21 protein-coding genes and 3 pseudogenes are annotated in these 23,231 nt (G+C 52.0%); 17 read left to right on the forward strand and 7 right to left on the reverse strand.

Going from position 1 to position 23,231, the window contains the following annotated elements:
- Positions 1-29 precede the first annotated feature (29 nt).
- On the forward strand, positions 30-818 hold the full coding sequence (fhuF, locus tag C1P89_RS15855) for a siderophore-iron reductase FhuF (RefSeq protein ID WP_000331554.1): 789 nt from the start codon (positions 30-32) through the stop codon (positions 816-818).
- A gap of 37 nt (positions 819-855) precedes the next feature.
- Here the strand turns inward: fhuF and bglJ are convergent, their stop codons facing one another.
- From bglJ to C1P89_RS15875, 4 genes and pseudogenes are all read right to left on the reverse strand, one after another.
- Complete coding sequence (bglJ, locus tag C1P89_RS15860) at positions 856-1,533, reverse strand: DNA-binding transcriptional activator BglJ (RefSeq protein WP_001300509.1); 678 nt, start codon at positions 1,531-1,533, stop codon at positions 856-858.
- A complete protein-coding gene (locus C1P89_RS15865) occupies positions 1,491-2,156 on the reverse strand; it encodes a helix-turn-helix domain-containing protein (protein ID WP_049800997.1) in 666 nt (221 codons plus the stop codon). The genes bglJ and C1P89_RS15865 overlap by 43 nt, the downstream gene beginning before the upstream one ends.
- A gap of 9 nt (positions 2,157-2,165) precedes the next feature.
- A protein-coding gene (locus C1P89_RS15870) for an IS1-like element IS1A family transposase (RefSeq protein WP_094096600.1) occupies positions 2,166-2,863 on the reverse strand; the annotation gives its coding sequence in 2 pieces (ribosomal slippage) (positions 2,166-2,614 and positions 2,614-2,863; 699 coding nt in all).
- 55 nt (positions 2,864-2,918) lie between these two features.
- Positions 2,919-2,993, reverse strand: a pseudogene (locus C1P89_RS15875) (DNA-binding response regulator); the annotation flags it as partial.
- A 618-nt stretch (positions 2,994-3,611) separates the two neighbouring features.
- Between C1P89_RS15875 and C1P89_RS15880 the strand changes: the two are divergent.
- From C1P89_RS15880 to opgB, 6 genes are all read left to right on the forward strand, one after another.
- Positions 3,612-4,382: a threonine/serine exporter family protein gene (locus tag C1P89_RS15880; RefSeq protein WP_001340933.1), complete on the forward strand. Its 771-nt coding sequence runs from the start codon at positions 3,612-3,614 to the stop codon at positions 4,380-4,382.
- The gene (locus tag C1P89_RS15885; RefSeq protein WP_000538176.1) at positions 4,373-4,846 is read left to right on the forward strand and encodes a threonine/serine exporter; all 474 of its coding nucleotides are present in this window, start codon (positions 4,373-4,375) and stop codon (positions 4,844-4,846) included. Before C1P89_RS15880 ends, C1P89_RS15885 begins: the two co-directional genes overlap by 10 nt.
- Positions 4,847-4,953: 107 nt before the next feature.
- On the forward strand, positions 4,954-5,493 hold the full coding sequence (gene dnaT / locus C1P89_RS15890; protein WP_000098818.1) for a primosomal protein DnaT: 540 nt from the start codon (positions 4,954-4,956) through the stop codon (positions 5,491-5,493).
- A 2-nt stretch (positions 5,494-5,495) separates the two neighbouring features.
- On the forward strand, positions 5,496-6,233 hold the full coding sequence (dnaC, locus tag C1P89_RS15895; protein ID WP_000799911.1) for a replicative helicase loader DnaC: 738 nt from the start codon (positions 5,496-5,498) through the stop codon (positions 6,231-6,233).
- 48 nt (positions 6,234-6,281) lie between these two features.
- Positions 6,282-6,776, forward strand: a complete 495-nt coding sequence (yjjA, locus tag C1P89_RS15900; RefSeq protein ID WP_001308243.1) for a DUF2501 domain-containing protein YjjA — start codon at positions 6,282-6,284, stop codon at positions 6,774-6,776.
- Between the two features lie 253 nt (positions 6,777-7,029).
- On the forward strand, positions 7,030-9,321 hold the full coding sequence (opgB, locus tag C1P89_RS15905; RefSeq protein WP_001292661.1) for a phosphatidylglycerol--membrane-oligosaccharide glycerophosphotransferase: 2,292 nt from the start codon (positions 7,030-7,032) through the stop codon (positions 9,319-9,321).
- 138 nt (positions 9,322-9,459) lie between these two features.
- Here the strand turns inward: opgB and lgoD are convergent, their stop codons facing one another.
- Positions 9,460-10,482 (reverse strand): L-galactonate oxidoreductase, encoded by a 1,023-nt coding sequence (gene lgoD, locus C1P89_RS15910; RefSeq protein ID WP_000106030.1) that lies wholly within the window; start codon positions 10,480-10,482, stop codon positions 9,460-9,462.
- A 138-nt stretch (positions 10,483-10,620) separates the two neighbouring features.
- Between lgoD and C1P89_RS15915 the strand changes: the two genes are divergently transcribed.
- Together C1P89_RS15915 and C1P89_RS15920 are read left to right on the forward strand one after the other, a co-directional pair.
- Positions 10,621-11,535, forward strand: coding sequence for a GntR family transcriptional regulator (locus C1P89_RS15915; protein ID WP_000091570.1), 915 nt, complete (start codon positions 10,621-10,623; stop codon positions 11,533-11,535).
- A 214-nt stretch (positions 11,536-11,749) separates the two neighbouring features.
- On the forward strand, positions 11,750-13,111 hold the full coding sequence (locus C1P89_RS15920) for an MFS transporter (protein WP_000410129.1): 1,362 nt from the start codon (positions 11,750-11,752) through the stop codon (positions 13,109-13,111).
- A gap of 48 nt (positions 13,112-13,159) precedes the next feature.
- Here the strand turns inward: C1P89_RS15920 and tsr are convergent.
- Positions 13,160-14,815, reverse strand: a pseudogene (gene tsr, locus C1P89_RS15925) (methyl-accepting chemotaxis protein).
- Positions 14,816-14,933: 118 nt separating this feature from the next.
- Positions 14,934-15,380: a homoprotocatechuate degradation operon regulator HpaR gene (gene hpaR / locus C1P89_RS15930; RefSeq protein WP_000543915.1), complete on the reverse strand. Its 447-nt coding sequence runs from the start codon at positions 15,378-15,380 to the stop codon at positions 14,934-14,936.
- Positions 15,381-15,651: 271 nt separating this feature from the next.
- Here hpaR and hpaG point away from each other — a divergent pair, with 271 nt between their 5' ends.
- The 8 genes and pseudogenes from hpaG to C1P89_RS15970 form a co-directional block, all read left to right on the forward strand.
- Positions 15,652-16,941, forward strand: a complete 1,290-nt coding sequence (gene hpaG / locus C1P89_RS15935) for a 4-hydroxyphenylacetate degradation bifunctional isomerase/decarboxylase (protein ID WP_000679081.1) — start codon at positions 15,652-15,654, stop codon at positions 16,939-16,941.
- Positions 16,938-18,404 (forward strand): 5-carboxymethyl-2-hydroxymuconate semialdehyde dehydrogenase, encoded by a 1,467-nt coding sequence (gene hpaE / locus C1P89_RS15940; protein ID WP_000757518.1) that lies wholly within the window; start codon positions 16,938-16,940, stop codon positions 18,402-18,404. The genes hpaG and hpaE overlap by 4 nt, the downstream gene beginning before the upstream one ends.
- Before the next feature lies 1 nt (position 18,405).
- Complete coding sequence (gene hpaD / locus C1P89_RS15945; RefSeq protein ID WP_000516968.1) at positions 18,406-19,257, forward strand: 3,4-dihydroxyphenylacetate 2,3-dioxygenase; 852 nt, start codon at positions 18,406-18,408, stop codon at positions 19,255-19,257.
- Between the two features lie 9 nt (positions 19,258-19,266).
- On the forward strand, positions 19,267-19,647 hold the full coding sequence (locus C1P89_RS15950; RefSeq protein ID WP_001119876.1) for a 5-carboxymethyl-2-hydroxymuconate Delta-isomerase: 381 nt from the start codon (positions 19,267-19,269) through the stop codon (positions 19,645-19,647).
- Between the two features lie 110 nt (positions 19,648-19,757).
- The gene (gene hpaH, locus C1P89_RS15955) at positions 19,758-20,561 is read left to right on the forward strand and encodes a 2-oxo-hept-4-ene-1,7-dioate hydratase (protein WP_000459750.1); all 804 of its coding nucleotides are present in this window, start codon (positions 19,758-19,760) and stop codon (positions 20,559-20,561) included.
- Positions 20,562-20,571: 10 nt separating this feature from the next.
- On the forward strand, positions 20,572-21,360 hold the full coding sequence (gene hpaI, locus C1P89_RS15960) for a 4-hydroxy-2-oxoheptanedioate aldolase (protein ID WP_000431713.1): 789 nt from the start codon (positions 20,572-20,574) through the stop codon (positions 21,358-21,360).
- 174 nt (positions 21,361-21,534) lie between these two features.
- Positions 21,535-22,911, forward strand: a complete 1,377-nt coding sequence (gene hpaX / locus C1P89_RS15965) for a 4-hydroxyphenylacetate permease (RefSeq protein WP_001285781.1) — start codon at positions 21,535-21,537, stop codon at positions 22,909-22,911.
- 9 nt (positions 22,912-22,920) lie between these two features.
- Positions 22,921-23,166: pseudogene (locus C1P89_RS15970) on the forward strand (4-hydroxyphenylacetate catabolism regulatory protein HpaA); the annotation flags it as partial.
- Between the last annotated feature and the right edge of the window lie 65 nt (positions 23,167-23,231).

The raw sequence follows: 23,231 nt of genomic DNA on the forward strand, positions 1-23,231 counted from the left end.
TCATTATCATTTAGATTACTATCCCGATTATGGCCTATCGTTCCGCACCGCTCTATGAAGATATCATCTGGCGAACGCATCTCCAGCCGCAGGATGCTGGGCTTGCACAAGCCGTACGTGCGACGATCGCCAAACATCGTGAACATTTGCTCGAGTTTATCCGCCTGGATGAACCCGCTCCGCTTAACGCCATGACGCTGGCGCAATGGTCATCACCGAATGCGCTAAGTTCTCTACTCGCGGTCTATTCCGATCATATCTATCGCAACCAACCAACGATGATCCGCGAGAACAAACCGCTGATCTCACTATGGGCACAATTGTATATCGGCCTGATGGTGCCACCATTAATGCTGGCGCTACTGACGCAGGAAAAGGCATTAGATGTGTCGCCGGAACATTTCCATGCTGAGTTTCACGAAACCGGACGCGTCGCCTGTTTCTGGGTCGATGTGTGTGAAGATAAAAACGCAACACCACATTCGCCGCAGCAGCGAATGGAAACGTTAATCAGCCAGGCGCTGGTTCCGGTTGTGCAGGCACTAGAAGCGACCGGAGAGATCAACGGCAAACTTATCTGGAGTAATACCGGTTATTTGATCAACTGGTATCTCACTGAGATGAAGCAACTGCTCGGCGAGGCGACGGTTGAATCGCTGCGCCATGCCCTCTTTTTTGAGAAAACGCTCACGAACGGTGAAGATAATCCACTCTGGCGTACCGTCGTGCTGCGCGATGGCCTGCTGGTGCGCCGAACCTGCTGCCAGCGTTATCGCTTACCGGATGTGCAGCAATGTGGCGATTGTACGCTGAAATGAAAGCACTGCCGGGGAAGTAAACCCGGCATCATGCGGATTAATAGGGATGCAACACATTACTTGCTTCGCAATGCCGCATACATAACAGAATATCTGCGGCCTCCAACAACCCTGCATCAGAACTGACGCCCAGTTTCGACATCACATTAAATTTATGTGCACGGATCGTTTTGATATTGCGTTTAAGCTGCTCGGCAATTTGTGTCATTGAGTAGCCACGCGACATAAAGCGCAATATTTCTCTCTCCGTCGGGCTTAGCGTCCGGCTTTGGTTAATGTACCACTGATTGTTCAGTCGGTCGGTCGCCTGACGTACACCATTTAATGACAAAAAGAGTTCCTGATGAAAAATCTCCAGCGTTGACGCTTTACTTAATACACCGTCCAGCGGTGATGGCGACAATGAACCAATCAGCCGAGCTTCAATATCATCATCCGCAATAACTAAACGCCGGGTACGCGGAAACTTAATCGCCAGTTCAGTCAGGCAAGATAATCCCTCTCTGCGCTCACTTCTCATGGCAGAAAAAGAAAAAATGACCGCCGCAAATGAGATCCGCGACATGGCATCCTGAAATGACTCCTGACTGGTATAGGTATGGAGCTTATAAGGGTTACCCGCAAACTTTCTGAATAAACTCTCAATACCGATACTGCTCATGACGCATTTTTCTATGAGTGCGACATTTCTCTTCTTAATTCGGCTGTGTTCCATTCTGCGGCATCTCCATAAACAGAAGGCAAGTTAAGTTCTCTTGCACCCTGCGCGCTATTTATCCATGCATACATTTCAGCGTTGCTGTGAATTGCCAGTCGACGCATCGCACTGTTTTTTTGGGCGCTGATAGTTTTATTACTTTTCTTAAGCAACGAAGCTATCTGGTTGATGCCCCATCCTTTACCTAATAGCCGCAGTACCTTGCGCTCTGAAAGAGTGAGAATGACGGAGCGATAGCTAAAATCATGAGTTTCATTCATTGCCGGAGAGGTCAGCATGGCGCTGATACGCTCTGCGTGCGTATTGCCGGAACGTACGGTCTTGACCAGATTCTCAATGGGTTCAACATCAGACAATAACGTCGCCGTAGGGCACATGAGCAATTCTACTGCCTGGGAATACCAGGAGCGTGACACCATGAAAACCCAGTGAATTTCCCGATATTGTGAGATTAAAGAATAATAATGTTCACAAACAGAACGTGGATCTTCACTTTCACCGGCTAAATCAGCAATGACTAATCCGGAACGACGTAATTGTAATAATGTAAGGTCCTCCGCAGAGGCGCTGGATATTATTTCATATTCAGGGAAGTGAGTCCTCATGACCTCTTTGGTAATGACTCCAACTTATTGATAGTGTTTTATGTTCAGATAATGCCCGATGACTTTGTCATGCAGCTCCACCGATTTTGAGAACGACAGCGACTTCCGTCCCAGCCGTGCCAGGTGCTGCCTCAGATTCAGGTTATGCCGCTCAATTCGCTGCGTATATCGCTTGCTGATTACGTGCAGCTTTCCCTTCAGGCGGGATTCATACAGCGGCCAGCCATCCGTCATCCATATCACCACGTCAAAGGGTGACAGCAGGCTCATAAGACGCCCCAGCGTCGCCATAGTGCGTTCACCGAATACGTGCGCAACAACCGTCTTCCGGAGACTGTCATACGCGTAAAACAGCCAGCGCTGGCGCGATTTAGCCCCGACATAGCCCCACTGTTCGTCCATTTCCGCGCAGACGATGACGTCACTGCCCGGCTGTATGCGCGAGGTTACCGACTGCGGCCTGAGTTTTTTAAGTGACGTAAAATCGTGTTGAGGCCAACGCCCATAATGCGTGCAGTTGCCCGGCATCCAACGCCATTCATGGCCATATCAATGATTTTCTGGTGCGTACCGGGTTGAGAAGCGGTGTAAGTGAACTGCAGTTGCCATGTTTTACGGCAGTGAGAGCAGAGATAGCGCTGATGTCCGGCAGTGCTTTTGCCGTTACGCACCACCCCGTCAGTAGCTGAACAGGAGGGACAGCTGATAGAAACAGAAGCCACTGGAGCACCTCAAAAACACCATCATACACTAAATCAGTAAGTTGGCAGCATCACCGACCTCTTTTAACCCTGCTTGCATAACAGGTATTTTACTGATAACAATTCCATTTTTGCAGCATCCTGGCAACATATTTCCTCCACATCCACTGTCTAAAAATCATGATGGTTTATTCAGGATATTCATTCCTTAAATGTTTCCAGCAAATTAATAGATTAAGCGAATAAATTATCCTTAGCATTCACTTTCATATCAGCATACTCCTGCTGCACAACAACTCCACTGCATGTGTCAGAAGGTTAGCATCAAATGATAACCTGGTGAAATAGCCTGGAGACATTTAAAATATCTACATTAAGTTGTTAGGAATACTTAATGAAAAACAGAAATCACATTCATTTAATTTATAATTAAATGATATCCCTTCCCGCAGAATGAAAAATCACACAACCAATATTTATTCAATGAAATCTGATGGTTTTAACTTGTTAACATTAAAAAACGTGCCCGGTTATCTATTATCCTGATTCGTAAAGGCCAAACAATAAATTCATTATAGTGATAATATTCATGTGATAGTTTGTTTGCGGCGAGAGATAATTCGCTTTTTATCACCGAGCTTGTCCCGATAACCAGGATTAATCAGCGCAATTTTGATCTTAACCTACCGCAAAACAACCGTGCTTCATGATACAAATGGATTCTCATTATCTGAACAATACGCAGCACGTCTATGACAAAGGGCGAGTTATGCAAACTGAGCAACAGCGAGCCGTAACACGGCTTTGTATCCAGTGTGGATTATTTCTTTTGCAACATGGTGCGGAAAGCGCGTTGGTTGATGAGCTTTCCTCACGACTGGGTCGGGCGTTGGGGATGGACAGCGTCGAAAGTTCTATCTCTTCGAACGCCATAGTGCTGACAACCATTAAAGATGGGCAATGCCTGACATCGACACGTAAAAATCACGATCGCGGCATTAATATGCATGTGGTGACTGAAGTCCAGCACATTGTGATTCTGGCGGAGCACCATCTGCTGGATTACAAAGGCGTAGAGAAACGATTTAGCCAAATTCAGCCATTACGTTACCCAAGATGGCTGGTAGCCTTAATGGTTGGCCTTTCTTGCGCCTGTTTCTGCAAACTCAATAAAGGTGGCTGGGATGGTGCCGTCATCACCTTCTTTGCCAGTACGGCCGCGATGTATATCCGCCAGCTGCTGGCACAACGTCATCTTCATCCGCAGATCAACTTTTGCCTCACCGCTTTCGCCGCCACCACCATTTCCGGATTGCTTTTGCAACTTCCCACTTTCAGCAATACACCCACTATCGCGATGGCCGCCAGCGTTCTGCTGCTGGTGCCGGGATTTCCGTTGATTAATGCCGTCGCCGATATGTTTAAAGGCCACATCAATACCGGACTGGCACGCTGGGCGATCGCCAGTCTGCTGACACTGGCTACCTGCGTCGGCGTGGTGATGGCACTGACGATTTGGGGGCTACGCGGATGGGTGTGATCGAGTTTCTGTTTGCATTGGCGCAGGATATGATCCTCGCCGCCATTCCAGCGGTCGGCTTTGCGATGGTGTTCAACGTTCCCGTTCGGGCATTACGCTGGTGTGCGCTGCTTGGCGCGATTGGTCATGGTTCACGAATGATCTTAATGACCAGCGGGCTGAATATTGAGTGGTCAACCTTTATGGCCTCCATGCTGGTCGGCACCATTGGTATTCAATGGTCGCGCTGGTATCTGGCGCATCCGAAAGTGTTTACCGTGGCGGCCGTTATCCCTATGTTCCCGGGCATATCGGCTTATACCGCAATGATTTCGGCGGTAAAAATCAGCCAGTTAGGTTACAGCGAACCGTTGATGATTACCCTGTTAACCAACTTTCTTACAGCTTCATCGATTGTTGGTGCGTTATCCATCGGTCTTTCCATTCCTGGATTATGGTTGTACCGCAAGCGCCCTCGCGTATAAAATTGCCTCGCTTAAAGCACACGGATGAGAGACAGCCTCCTCTCCTCCGTGTGTTACTATAAAAGTTATCTCCCTTCTCGTTCATCGTTCCATATTTGAGAAACAGTATGTCTTCCAGAGTTTTGACCCCGGACGTCGTTGGTATTGACGCCCTGGTACACGATCACCAAACCGTTCTGGCAAAAGCTGAAGGCGGTGTGGTTGCCGTATTTGCTAACAATGCCCCGGCGTTTTATGCCGTCACGCCTGCACGCCTGGCTGAACTGCTGGCGCTGGAAGAAAAGCTGGCGCGTCCGGGAAGCGATGTCGCTCTGGACGATCAACTCTATCAGGAACCGCAAGCCGCTCCCGTTGCTGTACCCATGGGGAAATTCGCCATGTATCCGGACTGGCAACCCGATGCCGATTTTATCCGCCTGGCGGCGCTATGGGGTGTGGCACTAAGAGAGCCGGTGACCACCGAAGAACTGGCCTCATTCATTGCCTACTGGCAGGCGGAAGGTAAAGTCTTTCACCATGTGCAGTGGCAACAAAAACTGGCGCGCAGCCTGCAAATCGGTCGTGCCAGCAACGGCGGACTGCCGAAACGAGATGTGAATACGGTCAGCGAACCTGACAGTCAAATTCCACCAGGATTCAGAGGGTAACGATGAAAAACGTTGGCGACCTGATGCAACGCCTGCAAAAAATGATGCCTGCCCATATCAAACCTGCATTCAAAACGGGTGAAGAACTACTGGCCTGGCAGAAAGAACAAGGAGCGATCCGCTCCGCCGCTCTCGAACGTGAAAATCGGGCGATGAAAATGCAGCGCACCTTTAACCGCTCCGGTATTCGGCCACTGCATCAGAACTGCTCCTTTGAGAACTATCGCGTTGAGTGTGAAGGGCAGATGAATGCGTTAAGCAAAGCGCGCCAGTACGTCGAAGAGTTTGACGGCAACATCGCCAGCTTCATCTTTTCTGGTAAGCCAGGAACCGGCAAAAACCATCTGGCGGCGGCAATCTGCAACGAGCTGCTGCTACGCGGTAAATCCGTATTGATCATCACCGTGGCCGATATTATGTCGGCGATGAAAGATACCTTCAGGAATAGCGGTACCAGTGAAGAACAACTGCTTAACGATCTGAGCAACGTTGATCTGCTGGTGATCGATGAGATCGGCGTGCAGACCGAATCGAAATACGAAAAAGTGATCATCAACCAGATCGTCGATCGCCGCTCTTCTTCCAAACGCCCAACCGGGATGCTGACCAACAGTAATATGGAAGAGATGACCAAGTTGCTGGGCGAACGCGTGATGGACCGTATGCGCCTGGGTAACAGTTTGTGGGTGATCTTCAACTGGGATAGCTACCGTAGCCGGGTAACAGGTAAAGAGTATTAATCCCCGTTTCTGGCGGTATACTGCGACACAATTCCACCTTGAGTAATGATGATGAAAACTGTTAAACATCTTCTGTGCTGTGCCATTGCCGCCAGCGCATTAATTTCCACCGGGGTGCATGCTGCGTCCTGGAAAGATGCGCTCTCCAGCGCCGCCAGCGAACTTGGCAACCAAAACAGCACGACACAGGAAGGCGGTTGGTCGCTCGCGTCATTAACTAACTTGCTTAGCAGCGGGAACCAGGCCTTAAGCGCAGATAACATGAACAACGCCGCAGGCATTCTGCAATACTGCGCGAAGCAAAAGCTGGCGTCGGTAACCGATGCCGAAAACATCAAGAACCAGGTGCTGGAAAAGCTGGGCCTGAACAGTGAAGAGCAAAAAGAAGACACCAACTATCTGGATGGCATTCAGGGTTTGCTGAAAACCAAAGATGGTCAGCAACTCAATCTGGATAACATCGGAACGACTCCGCTGGCAGAAAAGGTGAAAACCAAAGCCTGCGATCTGGTGTTAAAGCAGGGGCTGAACTTCATTTCCTGAACCGCGAAACGCCGCGTTTTAGCTGTTACCCGGCTGACGCGGCTCTCTCCTGCCCTTTTCCCTGCTCCTGGACGGTTTTCCCCCTGTTACACGGGAAGCGACCGCGATCAAAAAAGTCTGTTTATAAACTAATTCCTAACAACATCGCATTTTTTTGACACTAGAATTGCAGCAATATGGCGACGCCATTACATTGTGCTTCTCAAAAAGCTTAAACGTTGGCTAAACGGCCCGGTTTAGTGAGGATCGCCCGTTGTCAGAACTACTCTCTTTCGCCCTTTTTCTCGCCTCTGTGCTGATTTACGCATGGAAAGCGGGACGTAACACCTGGTGGTTTGCAGCCACATTAACGGTGCTGGGGCTATTTGTCGTTTTAAATATCACCCTGTTTGCCAGCGACTATTTTACTGGCGATGGTATTAACGACGCGGTTCTCTATACCTTAACCAACAGCCTGACCGGTGCTGGCGTCAGCAAATACATCCTGCCGGGTATCGGCATTGTGCTGGGGCTGACAGCGGTGTTCGGTGCGCTGGGCTGGATCCTGCGCCGTCGTCGCCATCATCCGCACCATTTTGGTTACAGCCTGCTGGCGCTCTTACTGGCGCTGGGTTCGGTGGACGCCAGCCCGGCATTTCGTCAGATAACGGAACTGGTGAAATCCCAGTCACGCGATGGCGACCCGGACTTTGCGGCTTATTATAAAGAGCCGTCGAAAACTATCCCTGACCCGAAACTCAACCTGGTTTATATCTACGGCGAAAGTCTCGAGCGGACCTATTTTGATAACGAAGCTTTCCCGGATCTCACGCCTGAACTGGGCGCGTTGAAAAATGAAGGCCTGGATTTCAGCCACACGCAGCAGCTGCCAGGAACGGATTACACGATTGCGGGCATGGTGGCTTCTCAGTGCGGCATACCGCTGTTTGCCCCCTTTGAAGGCAACGCCTCCGCCTCTGTCTCCAGCTTCTTCCCGCAGAACATCTGTCTGGGCGATATCCTGAAAAACTCGGGTTATCAGAACTATTTCGTGCAGGGCGCGAATCTGCGTTTTGCCGGTAAAGATGTGTTCCTGAAGTCGCATGGCTTCGACCACTTATACGGCTCAGAAGAGCTGAAAAGCGTGGTGGCCGACCCGCACTATCGCAACGACTGGGGATTCTACGACGATACCGTTCTCGATGAAGCGTGGAAAAAGTTTGAAGAGCTTTCCCGCTCAGGTCAGCGATTCTCACTGTTTACCCTGACAGTCGATACCCATCACCCGGATGGTTTTATCTCGCGTACCTGTAACCGCAAAAAATATGATTTTGACGGTAAGCCGAACCAGTCATTCAGCGCGGTAAGTTGCAGCCAGGAGAATATCGCGGCGTTTATCAACAAAATCAAAGCGTCACCGTGGTTTAAAGATACCGTCATCGTCGTCTCTTCTGACCATTTAGCGATGAACAACACGGCGTGGAAATACCTCAATAAGCAGGATCGCAATAACCTGTTTTTTGTCATTCGTGGCGACAAGCCGCAGCAAGAGACGCTGGCAGTGAAGCGTAACACGATGGATAACGGCGCGACGGTGCTGGACATTCTCGGTGGCGATAACTATCTCGGACTTGGTCGTAGCAGTTTATCCGGGCAGTCGATGTCGGAAATCTTCCTCAATATCAAAGAGAAAACATTGGCGTGGAAGCCGGATATCATCCGCCTGTGGAAATTCCCTAAAGAGATGAAAGAGTTCACCATCGACCAGCAGAAAAACATGATTGCCTTCTCGGGTAGCCATTTCCGTTTGCCGCTGCTGTTGCGGGTTTCAGACAAACGCGTGGAACCGCTGCCGGAAAGCGAATACTCAGCACCGCTGCGTTTCCAGCTGGCCGATTTCGCTCCACGCGACAATTTCGTCTGGGTTGACCGTTGCTATAAGATGGCACAACTCTGGGCTCCGGAACTGGCACTCTCCACCGACTGGTGTGTCTCGCAAGGGCAGCTTGGCGGTCAGCAAATTGTTCAGCATGTTGACAAAACAACATGGCAGGGCAAAACGGCATTTAAAGATACGGTCATCGACATGGCGCGTTATAAAGGCAATGTCGATACGCTGAAAATTGTTGATAACGATATTCGCTACAAAGCCGACAGTTTCATCTTCAACGTCGCCGGTGCGCCAGAAGAGGTGAAACAGTTTAGTGGGATTTCCCGTCCAGAGTCGTGGGGCCGCTGGTCCAACGCGCAGCTGGGCGATGAAGTAAAAATCGAGTACAAGCATCCGCTGCCAAAGAAATTTGACCTGGTGATTACCGCCAAAGCATACGGCAATAACGCCAGCCGTCCTATTCCGGTACGCGTAGGCAATGAAGAACAAACCCTTGTGCTGGGCAATGAAGTGACCACCACCACACTGCATTTCGATAACCCAACCGATGCCGACACACTGGTAATTGTGCCGCCGGAACCTGTCTCAACCAACGAAGGGAATATCCTCGGACACTCGCCGCGTAAGCTCGGGATCGGCATGGTGGAAATTAAAGTGGTGGAACGTGAAGGATAATTCCTGACTGATGTGTAGGTCGCATAAGGTGCGACCTACACACCTTCTGCGGCCTACAAAACATCATTGAGAAACAGAAAAAAACAGCGCCCAACACTTCCCCGGACGCTGCATGGCAACTTTAATAATCTCGCCTTATCAGAAAGTAATTACACCCTTAATCAACTCACGATTGTTAATCACATCGCGCTCGTAGGTTTCTGCCAGCGTGGCGAACGGATAGCGATGGGTTAACATCATGTCAGCAGTGATTTTTCCTTCCGCCATCAGTCGACCGACTTTAGCAAAATCTTCCGGCGTGGCGTTGCGGCTACCCATCATCGTCGTTTCTTTTTTATGGAATTCCGGATCGGAGAACTGCAACTCACCTTTAAACAGGCCGACAAATACCACCGTGCCGCCGTGACGAATCAAATTCACGGTGTTATTCATCGCATGTTGATTACCTGTCGCGTCGATCACTTTCTGCGCCAGCGAACCACCAAACTGCGCCCGTAGCTGCGCGTCAAAATCTTCGGCTGACGGGTCCAGTAAAGGTAATTCCAGACGCGTTGCCACATGTTCACGGCGCGCCGGACTGGTATCCGCCACCACCACCTGTGCGCCATCGGCTTTAGCGATTGCCGCCGCGCCCAGACCGATTGGCCCCGCCCCGACCACCAGCACCTGCTCGCCGGGAGCAATGGCTGCGCGACGCACCGCATGAGCGCTAATAGCGAAAGGTTCAATCAATGCTGCCGCCTGCGGGTCAATACCGTCTGCGGGCAAAATGTTCGCCACCGGCACGCTCAAATACTCACTAAAACCGCCATCCTGATGCACGCCAATGACTGAAATTTTTTCACAGCAATTGGTACGCCCGCTTTTACACGCCGGGCATTGCTGACAGGCAACATAAGGGATCACAGCAACTTGCTGACCATTTTTAAGATCAGCAATATTTTTACCCAGCCCAACAATCTCCCCACATATTTCATGGCCTAAAACACGTGGATAACTAAAAAATGGTTGATTTCCACCCCAGGCATGAATATCGGTACCGCAAATCCCGACAGACTTAATTTTTATTAATGCTTCATTGTCACCCGGAATAGGTATCTCGCGTTGTTTCCAGACTAATTCTTTCGGCTGCTGGCAAATTAAAACATTCATCGTAGACATGATTCGGCTCTCCATTTTTTGTTGCCTTAGATATCAATGAAAATGAAAAATGGCAGCGGAACGGAAAATCTGTTTTGTGAAAACACACGCATAAAAATGTTTTAAATCGGGTTTTAATGGACTCACAAGGAGGAAAATATGAGTCGTTCACAAAATTTACGCCACAATGTGATTAACCAGGTCATTGATGATATGGCGCGGGGTCATATCCCTTCCCCACTTCCATCGCAAAGTGCGCTGGCGGAAATGTACAACATCAGCCGCACCACAGTGCGTCATATTCTCAGCCACTTACGCGAATGCGGCGTCTTGACGCAGGTTGGAAACGACTATGTTATTGCGCGTAAACCTGACCATGATGACGGTTTCGCCTGTACTACCGCTTCAATGAGTGAACAAAACAAAGTGTTTGAGCAGGCTTTTTTCACGATGATAAACCAGCGCCAGTTACGCCCAGGGGAAACGTTTTCTGAACTGCAACTGGCTCGGGCCGCGGGTGTCAGCCCGGTTGTAGTAAGAGAATATCTTTTAAAATTCGGCCGTTATAATCTTATTCACAGCGAAAAGCGCGGCCAGTGGAGCATGAAGCAATTCGATCAATCCTACGCCGAGCAGCTGTTTGAGCTACGCGAAATGCTCGAAACACATTCACTTCAGCACTTTCTCAACCTGCCTGATCATGATCCCCGCTGGCTGCAGGCGAAAACCATGCTCGAACGTCATCGGCTACTGCGTGACAACATCGGCAATAGCTTTCGCATGTTCTCGCAACTTGACAGAGATTTTCACTCCTTACTGCTTTCAGCTGCCGACAATATCTTTTTTGATCAATCGCTTGAGATCATCTCAGTCATCTTTCATTTTCACTATCAATGGGACGAAAGCGATCTTAAACAGCGCAATATCATTGCCGTCGATGAGCATATGACCATTCTCAGCGCTCTGATTTGCCGCAGTGACCTTGATGCCACCCTTGCGCTCCGTAACCATTTGAATTCAGCTAAACAATCAATGATTCGATCCATTAATGAGAACACGCGTTATGCTCATTAAGTACGGATTAAAAACAGCAAACTATTAGCGGGTGCACGGTTTTATCAAAAGATAAATACCGGGAAATTCCCGCTTACCTATGCTCACAATCAGTCGACTAAAAATGTTTTTGTGAGCGGTAGTAAAGTCCTAAAACTTTAACCTGCCGTTAATGTCAACCTTGCGTAATTCACAATTACGTAAACAATTAAAATTATAAATACAGGAGTCCGGCGTGGAAAAAGAAAATATCACCCTCGATCCGCGTTCTTCATTTACTCCATCTTCGTCGGCAGATATTCCCGTGCCACCAGATGGATTAGTTCAACGCAGTACCCGAATTAAACGCATTCAAACCACCGCCATGTTGTTATTATTTTTTGCGGCGGTAATCAATTATCTCGACCGCAGTTCGCTGTCGGTAGCAAATTTAACGATTCGTGAAGAATTGGGATTAAGTGCCACCGAAATCGGCGCTTTGCTCTCCGTGTTTTCACTCGCTTACGGGATTGCGCAACTTCCTTGCGGCCCACTATTGGATCGTAAAGGCCCACGCCTGATGCTGGGACTGGGGATGTTCTTCTGGTCACTGTTCCAGGCAATGTCTGGCATGGTGCACAACTTTACGCAGTTCGTGTTGGTGCGTATCGGTATGGGGATTGGTGAAGCGCCGATGAACCCATGCGGTGTAAAAGTCATTAACGACTGGTTCAACATCAAAGAGCGCGGACGCCCGATGGGCTTCTTCAACGCAGCTTCTACCATTGGCGTTGCCGTAAGCCCACCGATTCTGGCGGCGATGATGCTGGTGATGGGCTGGCGCGGGATGTTTATTACCATTGGTGTACTGGGGATTTTTCTCGCCATCGGCTGGTATATGCTCTATCGCAACCGCGAGCACGTAGAACTGACTGCCGTTGAACAAGCTTATCTCAATGCAGGTAGCGTCAATGCCCGCCGAGATCCGCTCAGTTTTGCCGAATGGCGCAGCCTGTTCCGTAACCGTACAATGTGGGGAATGATGCTCGGATTCAGTGGCATCAACTACACTGCGTGGCTGTATCTGGCCTGGCTTCCTGGTTACCTGCAAACAGCCTATAACCTGGATTTAAAAAGCACAGGGTTGATGGCGGCTATCCCTTTCCTGTTTGGGGCTGCCGGGATGCTGGTCAACGGTTACGTTACTGACTGGCTGGTCAAAGGGGGAATGGCTCCGATTAAAAGCCGTAAGATCTGCATTATTGCCGGGATGTTCTGTTCTGCCGCCTTTACGCTGGTCGTACCGCAAGCGACAACATCCATGACAGCGGTTCTGCTGATTGGCATGGCACTGTTCTGTATTCACTTTGCCGGAACATCCTGCTGGGGCTTGATCCACGTCGCAGTTGCTTCTCGCATGACTGCGTCGGTGGGCAGTATCCAGAACTTTGCCAGCTTCATCTGCGCCTCTTTTGCGCCGATCATTACTGGTTTTATTGTTGATACCACCCACTCATTCCGTCTGGCACTAATCATCTGCGGTTGCGTCACCGCAGCGGGGGCACTGGCGTACATCTTCCTGGTTCGTCAGCCGATCAACGACCCACGTAAAGATTAATCTCCTTATGCCCGATAACATTTTGCTTATCGGGCATTTTCATGGCGATTAAAATGTTTCCCAGTTCTCCTCGCTATCTGCCACGGCCATTTTACGCGGCGCAGCTGGCGTCACGGTTTTTACCACAGCCGATGTTTCACGCTGCTGTTGCTGAATCCGGAACACTGCCACTGCTTCGGTCAGGCGACTGGCCTGCTCTTCCAGCGCGGCGGCGGCAGCGGCAGACTCTTCCACCAGCGCGGCGTTCTGTTGAGTTACCCGGTCCATCTCAGCAACCGCTAAGCCAACCTGATCGATACCACGGCTCTGCTCATCAGAAGCAGAAGCAATTTCGCCCATAATGTCCGTCACGCGGGTCACGGCGCTGACAATCTCCGCCATTGTTTCCCCGGCGCTTTCGACCAGCGTAGAGCCAACATCCACTTTCCCCACCGAGTCTTCAATCAGGCTTTTAATTTCACGAGCCGCCTGGGCGCTGCGCTGGGCCAGATTACGCACTTCTCCCGCGACCACCGCAAAACCGCGCCCTTGCTCACCCGCACGCGCAGCCTCAACCGCCGCGTTCAAAGCCAGAATATTGGTCTGGAAGGCAATGCCGTCAATTACGCTGATAATATCGGCGATTTTCTGCGAACTGGTGGAGATATCGCGCATAGTCTGCACCACGTTATCTACCACTTTGCCGCCGCGTTGCGCCGTTTCAGAAGCACTTAACGCCAGATGGCTGGCCTGGCGCGCATTTTCGGCGTTCTGCTTCACCGTTGCGGTCAGTTACTCCATGCTGGCTGCCGTCTCTTCCAGCGAAGCGGCCTGTTGCTCGGTGCGCGAAGAGAGATCGTTATTGCCGGTGGCGATTTCGCTGGCACCGCTATAGATGGCATTGGCCCCGTTGCGCACATCACCGACGGTACGCATCAGCTCTCCCTGCATATGGCGCAAACTCTCTGCCAGTTGCCCCATCTCATTAGAGCCATCCACCTCAATCGGTTTCACCAGATCGCCGCCTGCAATATGACGAATGCTGTCAATCAGGCGATTCATTGGCGCTACCAGCGAGGCTTTAATACCGAACCAGACGGCGAAGATGACCGCCAGTACGACGATCATCACGCCCACCAGAATCCACATCGCCTGGCTGTAGGAGGCATTGTTATCGCTGACGGCGATATCATAGAGCCGATCGTTTTGCTCCATGTAAGCCACATACTGCTTCTCGAAACCGTCCTGATATCCCTGGGTCGGCTGATCAAAGAACTCGTTGATTTTGCCTGCACCTAACAGTTGGATCAGCTCCGCCAGCGCATTGTGATAAATATCGTAATTACGTTTGATCTCTGCCGCTGCGGCGGTGCTCTGACGCGGGTCACGCGGCAACGCTTCGTAATCCGCCCAGTTTTTTTCCGCCTGTTTCAGCGAAATACTGGCACTCTGCATCAGCTCAGCAACGGTTGAACCGCTACCAATATTGTTCTGATCCATCATGTAGCGGATACCCGCGCGGTTGAGGGTGTTACGCGTCTGCAACAACGCGACCCAGCTGCCATTCAGCGTGGATTGCTGCTGGCGAATGGTTTGTAAAACAGTGAAATTTTCTTTGTCATTCTTTAAGGCATTAAAGAACAGACCGCCTGATGTCAGTTGTAAAAGGCCAAAAACGGCCAAAACCAGCAGTAAGCTGGTCACGATCTTGATACGTTTTAACATGGTTTCTCTTTCCTGTGGACCGATGCAAGATTTTCGGCCTGGAAAGCAAAAACTTTATGAAAAGGTGTAACCCACCATCCATGGAAAAACCAGGCGCTGGTTATCAGATACTAAAAAGTTATTCATTATCGCCCGGGATGGCTTCTTGTCGGGAATTGCCCAGAGCAATAAATTCCTCTAACAGATGGGTTAACTGTTGCATTTTCTCGGCAGTAAACTGAGCTTCAATCTGCCGATAGGCTTCTTCAATCTGTGTCTGAGCGCGGTTATACAGCGCCTGCCCCTCTTTGGTTAGCGAGATATAGAGCTTCCGCTGATCATTGATCGGCTTTAATCGCAACACTAAACCGTCGCGTTCCATCCGCGTGAGGATCCCGGTCAGGCTTGGGCGCAAAATGCAGGCGCGATACGCCAGATCGTGAAAATCCATTGATGGGCTTTCCGCCAGAATACGCACGATGCGCCACTGTTGCTCAGTCAAATTATGCCGTTTAACGATTGGGCGAAAATAACTCATCGCCGCTTCTCGCGCCTGGAGCAACGCAATGGTTAGTGAGTCGTGCATTATCTTTCCCCTGAAAAATTCAAAATCATTAATATAGAAACAGTTAATCGTCACGTTACCGGGACTGCGCTGCCCCTGCAATTCCTGATTTTATCAAAATTGATGATATTTTATTAACTTACTGATATTTAATATTTTATTATCTTTAAATGTAAATAGTTTGTTAATTAGATCACATTTACATCACTTACTTTTGCCAAACTACGCAATCGGGAATAAAAGCAATCATTAACATATTAATGATTAAGATGATCGAATCCGAGGAGTGGTAATGAAAGGCACTATCTTCGCCGTAGCGTTGAACCATCGCAGCCAACTTGATGCATGGCAGGAAGCGTTCCAGCAATCCCCCTACAAAGCCCCGCCTAAAACTGCGGTCTGGTTTATTAAACCGCGCAATACGGTGATTGGTTGCGGTGAACCGATTCCCTTTCCACAGGGTGAAAAGGTACTGAGCGGTGCGACTGTTGCGCTGATTGTGGGAAAAACGGCGACGAAAGTACGTGAAGAAGATGCGGCAGAGTACATCGCCGGATATGCGCTGGCTAACGACGTCAGCCTGCCGGAAGAGAGCTTTTACCGCCCGGCAATCAAAGCAAAATGTCGTGATGGATTCTGCCCCATTGGCGAAACCGTGGCTCTCAGCAATGTCGATAATCTGACCATCTATACCGAGATCAACGGGCGTCCTGCCGATCACTGGAATACCGCCGATTTACAACGTAACGCCGCGCAGTTGCTGAGCGCCCTGAGCGAATTTGCCACGCTGAATCCAGGCGACGCCATTCTGCTCGGCACGCCACAGGCGCGCGTGGAAATACAGCCAGGCGATCGCGTTCGTGTTCTCGCAGAAGGTTTCCCGCCGCTGGAAAATCCGGTAGTGGACGAACGTGAAGTGACCACGCACAAGAGCTTCCCAACGCAGCCACACCCGCACGGCACGCTGTTTGCCCTCGGCCTGAACTACGCCGACCACGCCAGCGAACTGGAATTTAAGCCACCGGAAGAACCGCTGGTGTTCCTGAAAGCGCCAAATACCCTCACTGGCGATAACCAGACCTCCGTGCGTCCAAACAATATTGAATACATGCACTATGAAGCGGAGCTGGTGGTAGTTATTGGCAAACAGGCGCGTAACGTCAGCGAAGCCGATGCCATGGATTATGTCGCGGGCTACACCGTGTGTAACGACTACGCCATTCGTGACTATCTGGAAAACTACTACCGCCCTAACCTGCGGGTAAAAAGCCGCGACGGACTGACGCCGATGCTTTCAACCATCGTGCCGAAAGAGGCGATCCCGGACCCGCATAATCTGACCCTTCGCACCTTCGTCAACGGCGAGTTACGCCAGCAAGGCACCACCGCCGATCTGATCTTCAGCGTGCCCTTCCTGATCGCCTACTTAAGTGAATTTATGACCCTGAATCCGGGCGACATGATCGCCACCGGCACACCCAAAGGCTTATCTGACGTGGTGCCTGGCGATGAAGTAGTGGTGGAAGTAGAAGGCGTGGGCCGCCTGGTGAACCGAATTGTGAGTGAGGATACAGCGAAATGAAAAAAGTAAATCATTGGATCAACGGCAAAAATGTTGCAGGTAACGACTACTTCCAGACCACCAATCCGGCAACGGGTGAAGTGCTGGCGGATGTGGCCTCTGGCGGTGAAGCGGAGATCAATCAGGCGGTAGCGGCAGCGAAAGAGGCGTTCCCGAAATGGGCCAATCTGCCGATGAAAGAGCGTGCGCGCCTGATGCGCCGTCTGGGCGATCTGATCGACCAGAACGTGCCAGAGATCGCCGCGATGGAAACCGCGGACACCGGCCTGCCGATCCATCAGACCAAAAATGTGTTGATCCCACGCGCTTCCCACAACTTTGAATTTTTCGCGGAAGTCTGCCAGCAGATGAACGGCAAGACCTATCCGGTTGACGACAAGATGCTCAACTACACGCTGGTGCAGCCGGTGGGCGTTTGTGCGCTGGTATCGCCGTGGAACGTACCGTTTATGACCGCCACATGGAAGGTCGCGCCGTGTCTGGCGCTGGGCAATACCGCGGTACTGAAAATGTCGGAACTCTCCCCGCTGACCGCTGACAGCCTGGGTGAGCTGGCGCTGGAAGCCGATATTCCGGCAGGCGTGCTGAACGTGGTACAGGGCTACGGCGCAACCGCAGGGGATGCGCTGGTTCGTCATCATGACGTACGTGCCGTGTCGTTCACCGGCGGTACGGCCACCGGGCGCAACATCATGAAAAACGCCGGGCTGAAAAAATACTCCATGGAACTGGGCGGTAAATCGCCGGTGCTGATTTTTGAAGATGCCGATATTGAACGCGCGCTGGACGCCGCCCTGTTCACCATCTTCTCGATCAACGGCGAACGCTGCACCGCCGGTTCGCGCATCTTTATTCAGCAAAGCATCTACCCGGAATTCGTTAAACGCTTTGCCGAACGCGCCAACCGTCTGCGCGTGGGCGATCCGAACGATCCGAATACCCAGGTTGGCGCGCTTATTAGCCAGCAGCACTGGGAAAAAGTCTCCGGCTATATCCGTCTCGGCATTGAAGAAGGCGCAACCCTGCTGGCGGGCGGCCCGGATAAACCGTCCGACCTGCCTGCGCACCTGAAAGGCGGCAACTTCCTGCGCCCAACCGTGCTGGCAGACGTTGATAACCGTATGCGAGTCGCCCAGGAAGAGATTTTCGGGCCGGTCGCCTGCCTGCTGCCGTTTAAAGACGAAGCCGAAGGCTTACGTCTGGCAAACGACGTGGAGTACGGCCTCGCGTCGTACATCTGGACACAGGATGTCAGCAAAGTGTTACGCCTGGCGCGTGGCATTGAAGCTGGCATGGTGTTCGTCAACACCCAGAACGTGCGTGACCTGCGCCAGCCATTTGGCGGCGTAAAAGCCTCCGGCACCGGGCGTGAAGGCGGTGAGTACAGCTTCGAAGTGTTCGCGGAAATGAAGAACGTCTGCATTTCCATGGGCGACCATCCAATTCCGAAATGGGGAGTCTGATATGGGTAAGTTAGCGTTAGCCGCCAAGATCACGCACGTACCGTCGATGTATCACTCTGAACTGCCAGGGAAAAACCACGGTTGCCGCCAGGGCGCGATCGACGGGCATAAAGAGATCAGCAAGCGTTGCCGGGAAATGGGCGTCGATACCATTATCGTTTTCGATACCCACTGGCTGGTCAACAGTGCTTATCACATCAACTGTGCAGACCATTTTGAAGGCGTCTACACCAGCAACGAGCTGCCGCATTTTATCCGCGATATGACCTACAACTACGAGGGCAACCCGGAGTTGGGGCAGCTTATTGCCGATGAAGCCTTAAAGCTCGGCGTGCGGGCAAAAGCGCACAACATTCCCAGCCTGAAACTGGAATACGGCACGCTGGTGCCGATGCGCTACATGAATGAAGACAAGCACTTCAAAGTGGTCTCCATTTCGGCTTTCTGCACGGTTCACGATTTTGCCGACAGCCGCAAGCTGGGCGAAGCGATTCTGAAAGCGATCGAACAGTACGACGGCACCGTGGCGGTCCTTGCCAGCGGTTCGTTATCGCACCGCTTTATTGACGATCAGCGTGCGGAAGAAGGGATGAACAGCTACACCCGCGAGTTCGACCGCCAGATGGACGAGCGCGTGGTGAAGTTGTGGCGCGAAGGCCAGTTCAAAGAGTTCTGCAATATGCTGCCGGAGTACGCCGACTACTGCTACGGCGAAGGCAATATGCACGACACGGTGATGCTGCTGGGGATGCTCGGCTGGGATAAATACGACGGCAAGGTGGAGTTTATCACCGAGCTATTCCCAAGCTCTGGCACCGGTCAGGTTAACGCTGTTTTCCCGCTTCCCGCGTAAGGACGTTTTATGCCGCACTTTATCGTTAAATGCAGTGACAACATCCGCGAAGAAGCCGACCTGCCGGGGTTGTTCGCCAAAGTGAATCCGACGCTGGCAGCCACGGGTATTTTTCCGCTGGCGGGTATTCGCAGCCGCGTGCATTGGGTCGATACCTGGCAGATGGCCGACGGGCAGCGTGATTATGCCTTCGTGCATATGACGTTGAAAATCGGCGCAGGTCGCAGCCTGGAAAGCCGCCAGCAGGCGGGTGAAATGCTGTTTGAACTGATTAAAACGCACTTCGCCGCCCTGATGGAGAGCCGCCTGCTGGCGTTGTCGTTTGAGATTGAAGAGCTGCATCCGACGCTGAATTTTAAACAAAACAACGTGCACGCATTGTTTAAGTAGCGCGCAGATTGCCCGGTGGCGCTGCGCTTACCGGGCCTACAAAACCCCAAACCGTACACCGTAGGCCGGATAAGGCGCAGCCGCATCCGGCAATGCCACAGGATATCGCTATGTTCGATAAACACACCCACACCCTGATCGCCCAGCGTCTGGATCAGGCAGAAAAACAGCGCGAACAGATCCGCGCGATCTCGCTGGATTACCCGGAGATCACCATCGAAGACGCTTACGCGGTGCAGCGTGAATGGGTTCGCCTGAAAATCGCCGAAGGTCGCACGCTGAAAGGCCACAAAATCGGCCTGACCTCGAAAGCGATGCAGGCAAGCTCGCAGATCAGCGAACCGGATTACGGCGCGCTGCTGGATGACATGTTCTTCCACGATGGCAGCGATATCCCGACCGATCGCTTTATCGTGCCGCGCATTGAAGTGGAGCTGGCTTTCGTGCTGGCAAAACCGCTGCGTGGGCCAAACTGCACGCTGTTCGACGTCTACAACGCCACGGACTACGTGATCCCGGCGCTGGAGCTGATCGACGCTCGCTGCCACAACATCGATCCGGAAACCCAGCGCCCGCGCAAAGTGTTCGACACCATTTCTGATAACGCCGCCAACGCCGGGGTGATCCTCGGCGGTCGTCCGATCAAACCAGACGAACTGGATCTGCGTTGGATCTCCGCCCTGATGTATCGCAATGGCGTGATTGAAGAAACCGGCGTCGCCGCTGGCGTGCTGAATCATCCGGCAAACGGCGTGGCCTGGCTGGCGAACAAACTCGCACCGTATGACGTACAACTGGAAGCCGGGCAAATCATTCTCGGTGGTTCGTTCACCCGCCCGGTTCCGGCGCGTAAGGGCGACACCTTCCACGTCGATTACGGCAACATGGGTTCCATTAGCTGCCGCTTTGTTTAAGGAGAGAACGATGGAAAACAGCTTTAAAGCGGCGCTGAAAGCAGGCCGTCCGCAGATCGGATTATGGCTGGGGCTGAGTAGCAGCTACAGCGCAGAGTTACTGGCCGGAGCAGGATTCGACTGGTTGTTGATCGACGGTGAGCACACGCCGAATAACGTGCAAACCGTGCTCACCCAGCTACAGGCGATTGCGCCCTACCCCAGCCAGCCGGTAGTACGTCCGTCGTGGAACGATCCGGTGCAAATCAAACAACTGCTGGACGTCGGCACACAAACCTTGCTGGTGCCGATGGTACAAAACGCTGACGAAGCCCGTGAAGCGGTACGCGCCACCCGTTATCCCCCCGCCGGTATTCGCGGTGTGGGCAGTGCGCTGGCCCGCGCCTCGCGCTGGAATCGTATTCCTGATTACCTGCAAAAAGCCAACGATCAAATGTGCGTGCTGGTGCAGATCGAAACGCGTGAGGCAATGAAGAACTTACCGCAGATTCTGGACGTGGAAGGCGTCGACGGCGTGTTTATCGGCCCGGCGGATCTGAGCGCCGATATGGGTTATGCCGGTAATCCGCAGCACCCGGAAGTACAGGCCGCCATTGAGCAGGCGATCGTGCAGATCCGCGAAGCGGGCAAAGCGCCGGGGATCCTGATCGCCAATGAGCAACTGGCAAAACGCTATCTGGAACTGGGCGCGCTGTTTGTCGCCGTCGGCGTTGACACCACCCTGCTCGCCCGCGCCGCCGAAGCGCTGGCAGCACGGTTTGGTGCGCAGGCCACCGCCGTGAAGCCCGGCGTGTATTAATGCCGGATGCGCTGCGCTTATCCGGCCTACACTCGCACCAAACCGTAGGCCGGATAAGGCGTTTACGCCGCATCCGGCAAAAAGCCGTACCAAATCGCGGACCGGATAAGGCGTTACGCCGCATCCGCCATAAACCTTGTCGTACCCTACAAAAATCCCATTAGAGGAAGAAAAATGAGCGACACCTCACCTGCCATACCGGAGAGTATCGATCCGGCGAATCAGCATAAAGCGCTGACTGCCGGACAACAGGCGGTTATTAAGAAGCTATTTCGCCGCCTGAGCGTCTTTCTGTTCGTGCTGTTTATCTTCTCGTTCCTTGATCGCATCAACATCGGCTTTGCCGGACTCACGATGGGACGCGACCTCGGTCTGAGCGCCACCATGTTTGGCCTCGCTACCACCCTGTTCTATGCCGCTTATGTCATCTTCGGCATTCCCAGCAACATTATGCTGAGTATTGTCGGTGCGCGGCGCTGGATCGCCACCATCATGGTGCTCTGGGGCATCGCCTCTACTGCCACCATGTTTGCCACTGGCCCCACCAGCTTGTACGTACTGCGTATACTGGTTGGCATTACCGAAGCCGGCTTTCTGCCTGGTATTCTGCTGTATTTAACCTTCTGGTTTCCGGCCTATTTCCGCGCCCGTGCCAACGCCTTGTTTATGGTAGCAATGCCGGTAACGACAGCGTTGGGCTCGATCGTTTCCGGCTACATTTTGTCGCTGGATGGCGTCATGGCATTAAAAGGCTGGCAGTGGCTGTTTTTGCTGGAAGGCTTCCCGTCGGTATTACTCGGCGTCATGGTGTGGTTCTGGCTTGATGACTCACCGGACAAAGCTAAGTGGCTGACGAAAGAAGACAAAAAATGCCTGCAAGAGATGATGGATAACGATCGTCTGACGCTGGTTCAGCCAGAGGGAGCCATCAGCCACCACGCCATGCAACAACGCAGTATGTGGCGGGAGATCTTCACTCCGGTGGTGATGATGTATACCCTGGCGTATTTCTGCCTGACCAACACACTTAGTGCGATCAGCATCTGGACACCGCAGATCCTGCAAAGTTTTAATCAGGGCAGCAGTAATATCACCATCGGCATGCTGGCCGCCGTACCGCAGATTTGTACCATTCTCGGGATGGTCTACTGGAGCCGTCACTCAGATCGCCGCCAGGAACGAAGGCATCACACCGCCCTTCCTTATTTGTTCGCTGCCGCAGGTTGGTTACTGGCTTCGGCAACTGATCACAACATGATCCAGATGCTGGGGATCATTATGGCTTCGACCGGATCATTCAGCGCAATGGCGATTTTCTGGACAACACCGGATCAGTCCATCAGCCTGCGGGCACGAGCGATCGGTATTGCGGTGATCAACGCCACTGGCAACATTGGTTCAGCGTTAAGTCCGTTTATGATCGGCTGGTTGAAAGATTTGACCGGCAGCTTTAACAGTGGATTGTGGTTTGTTGCCGCGCTGCTGGTGATTGGTGCGGGGATTATCTGGGCGATTCCAATGCAGTCCTCCCGTCCGCGAGCGACCCTGTAAGGAACGACGATGTGTGACCGTCAGATTGCCAATATTGATATCAGCAAAGAGTACGATGAAAGCCTGGGCACGGACGATGTGCATTATCAGTCGTTCGCCCGCATGGCGGCATTTTTTGGCCGCCATATGCTGCCACATCGCCACGAACAGTACTTTCAGATGCATTTCCTCAATAGCGGACAGATTGAGCTACAGCTTGACGATCATCGCTACTCGGTGGAAGCGCCCCTGTTTGTCCTGACGCCGCCGTCAGTACTGAGGTAGCCTGAGTTTAACGGACACTCCTTCCTGAAATAGAATGGCATCAGAAGGAGCTAATA

The organism is Shigella sonnei, from assembly GCF_002950395.1.
Lineage (GTDB): Bacteria > Pseudomonadota > Gammaproteobacteria > Enterobacterales > Enterobacteriaceae > ECMA0423.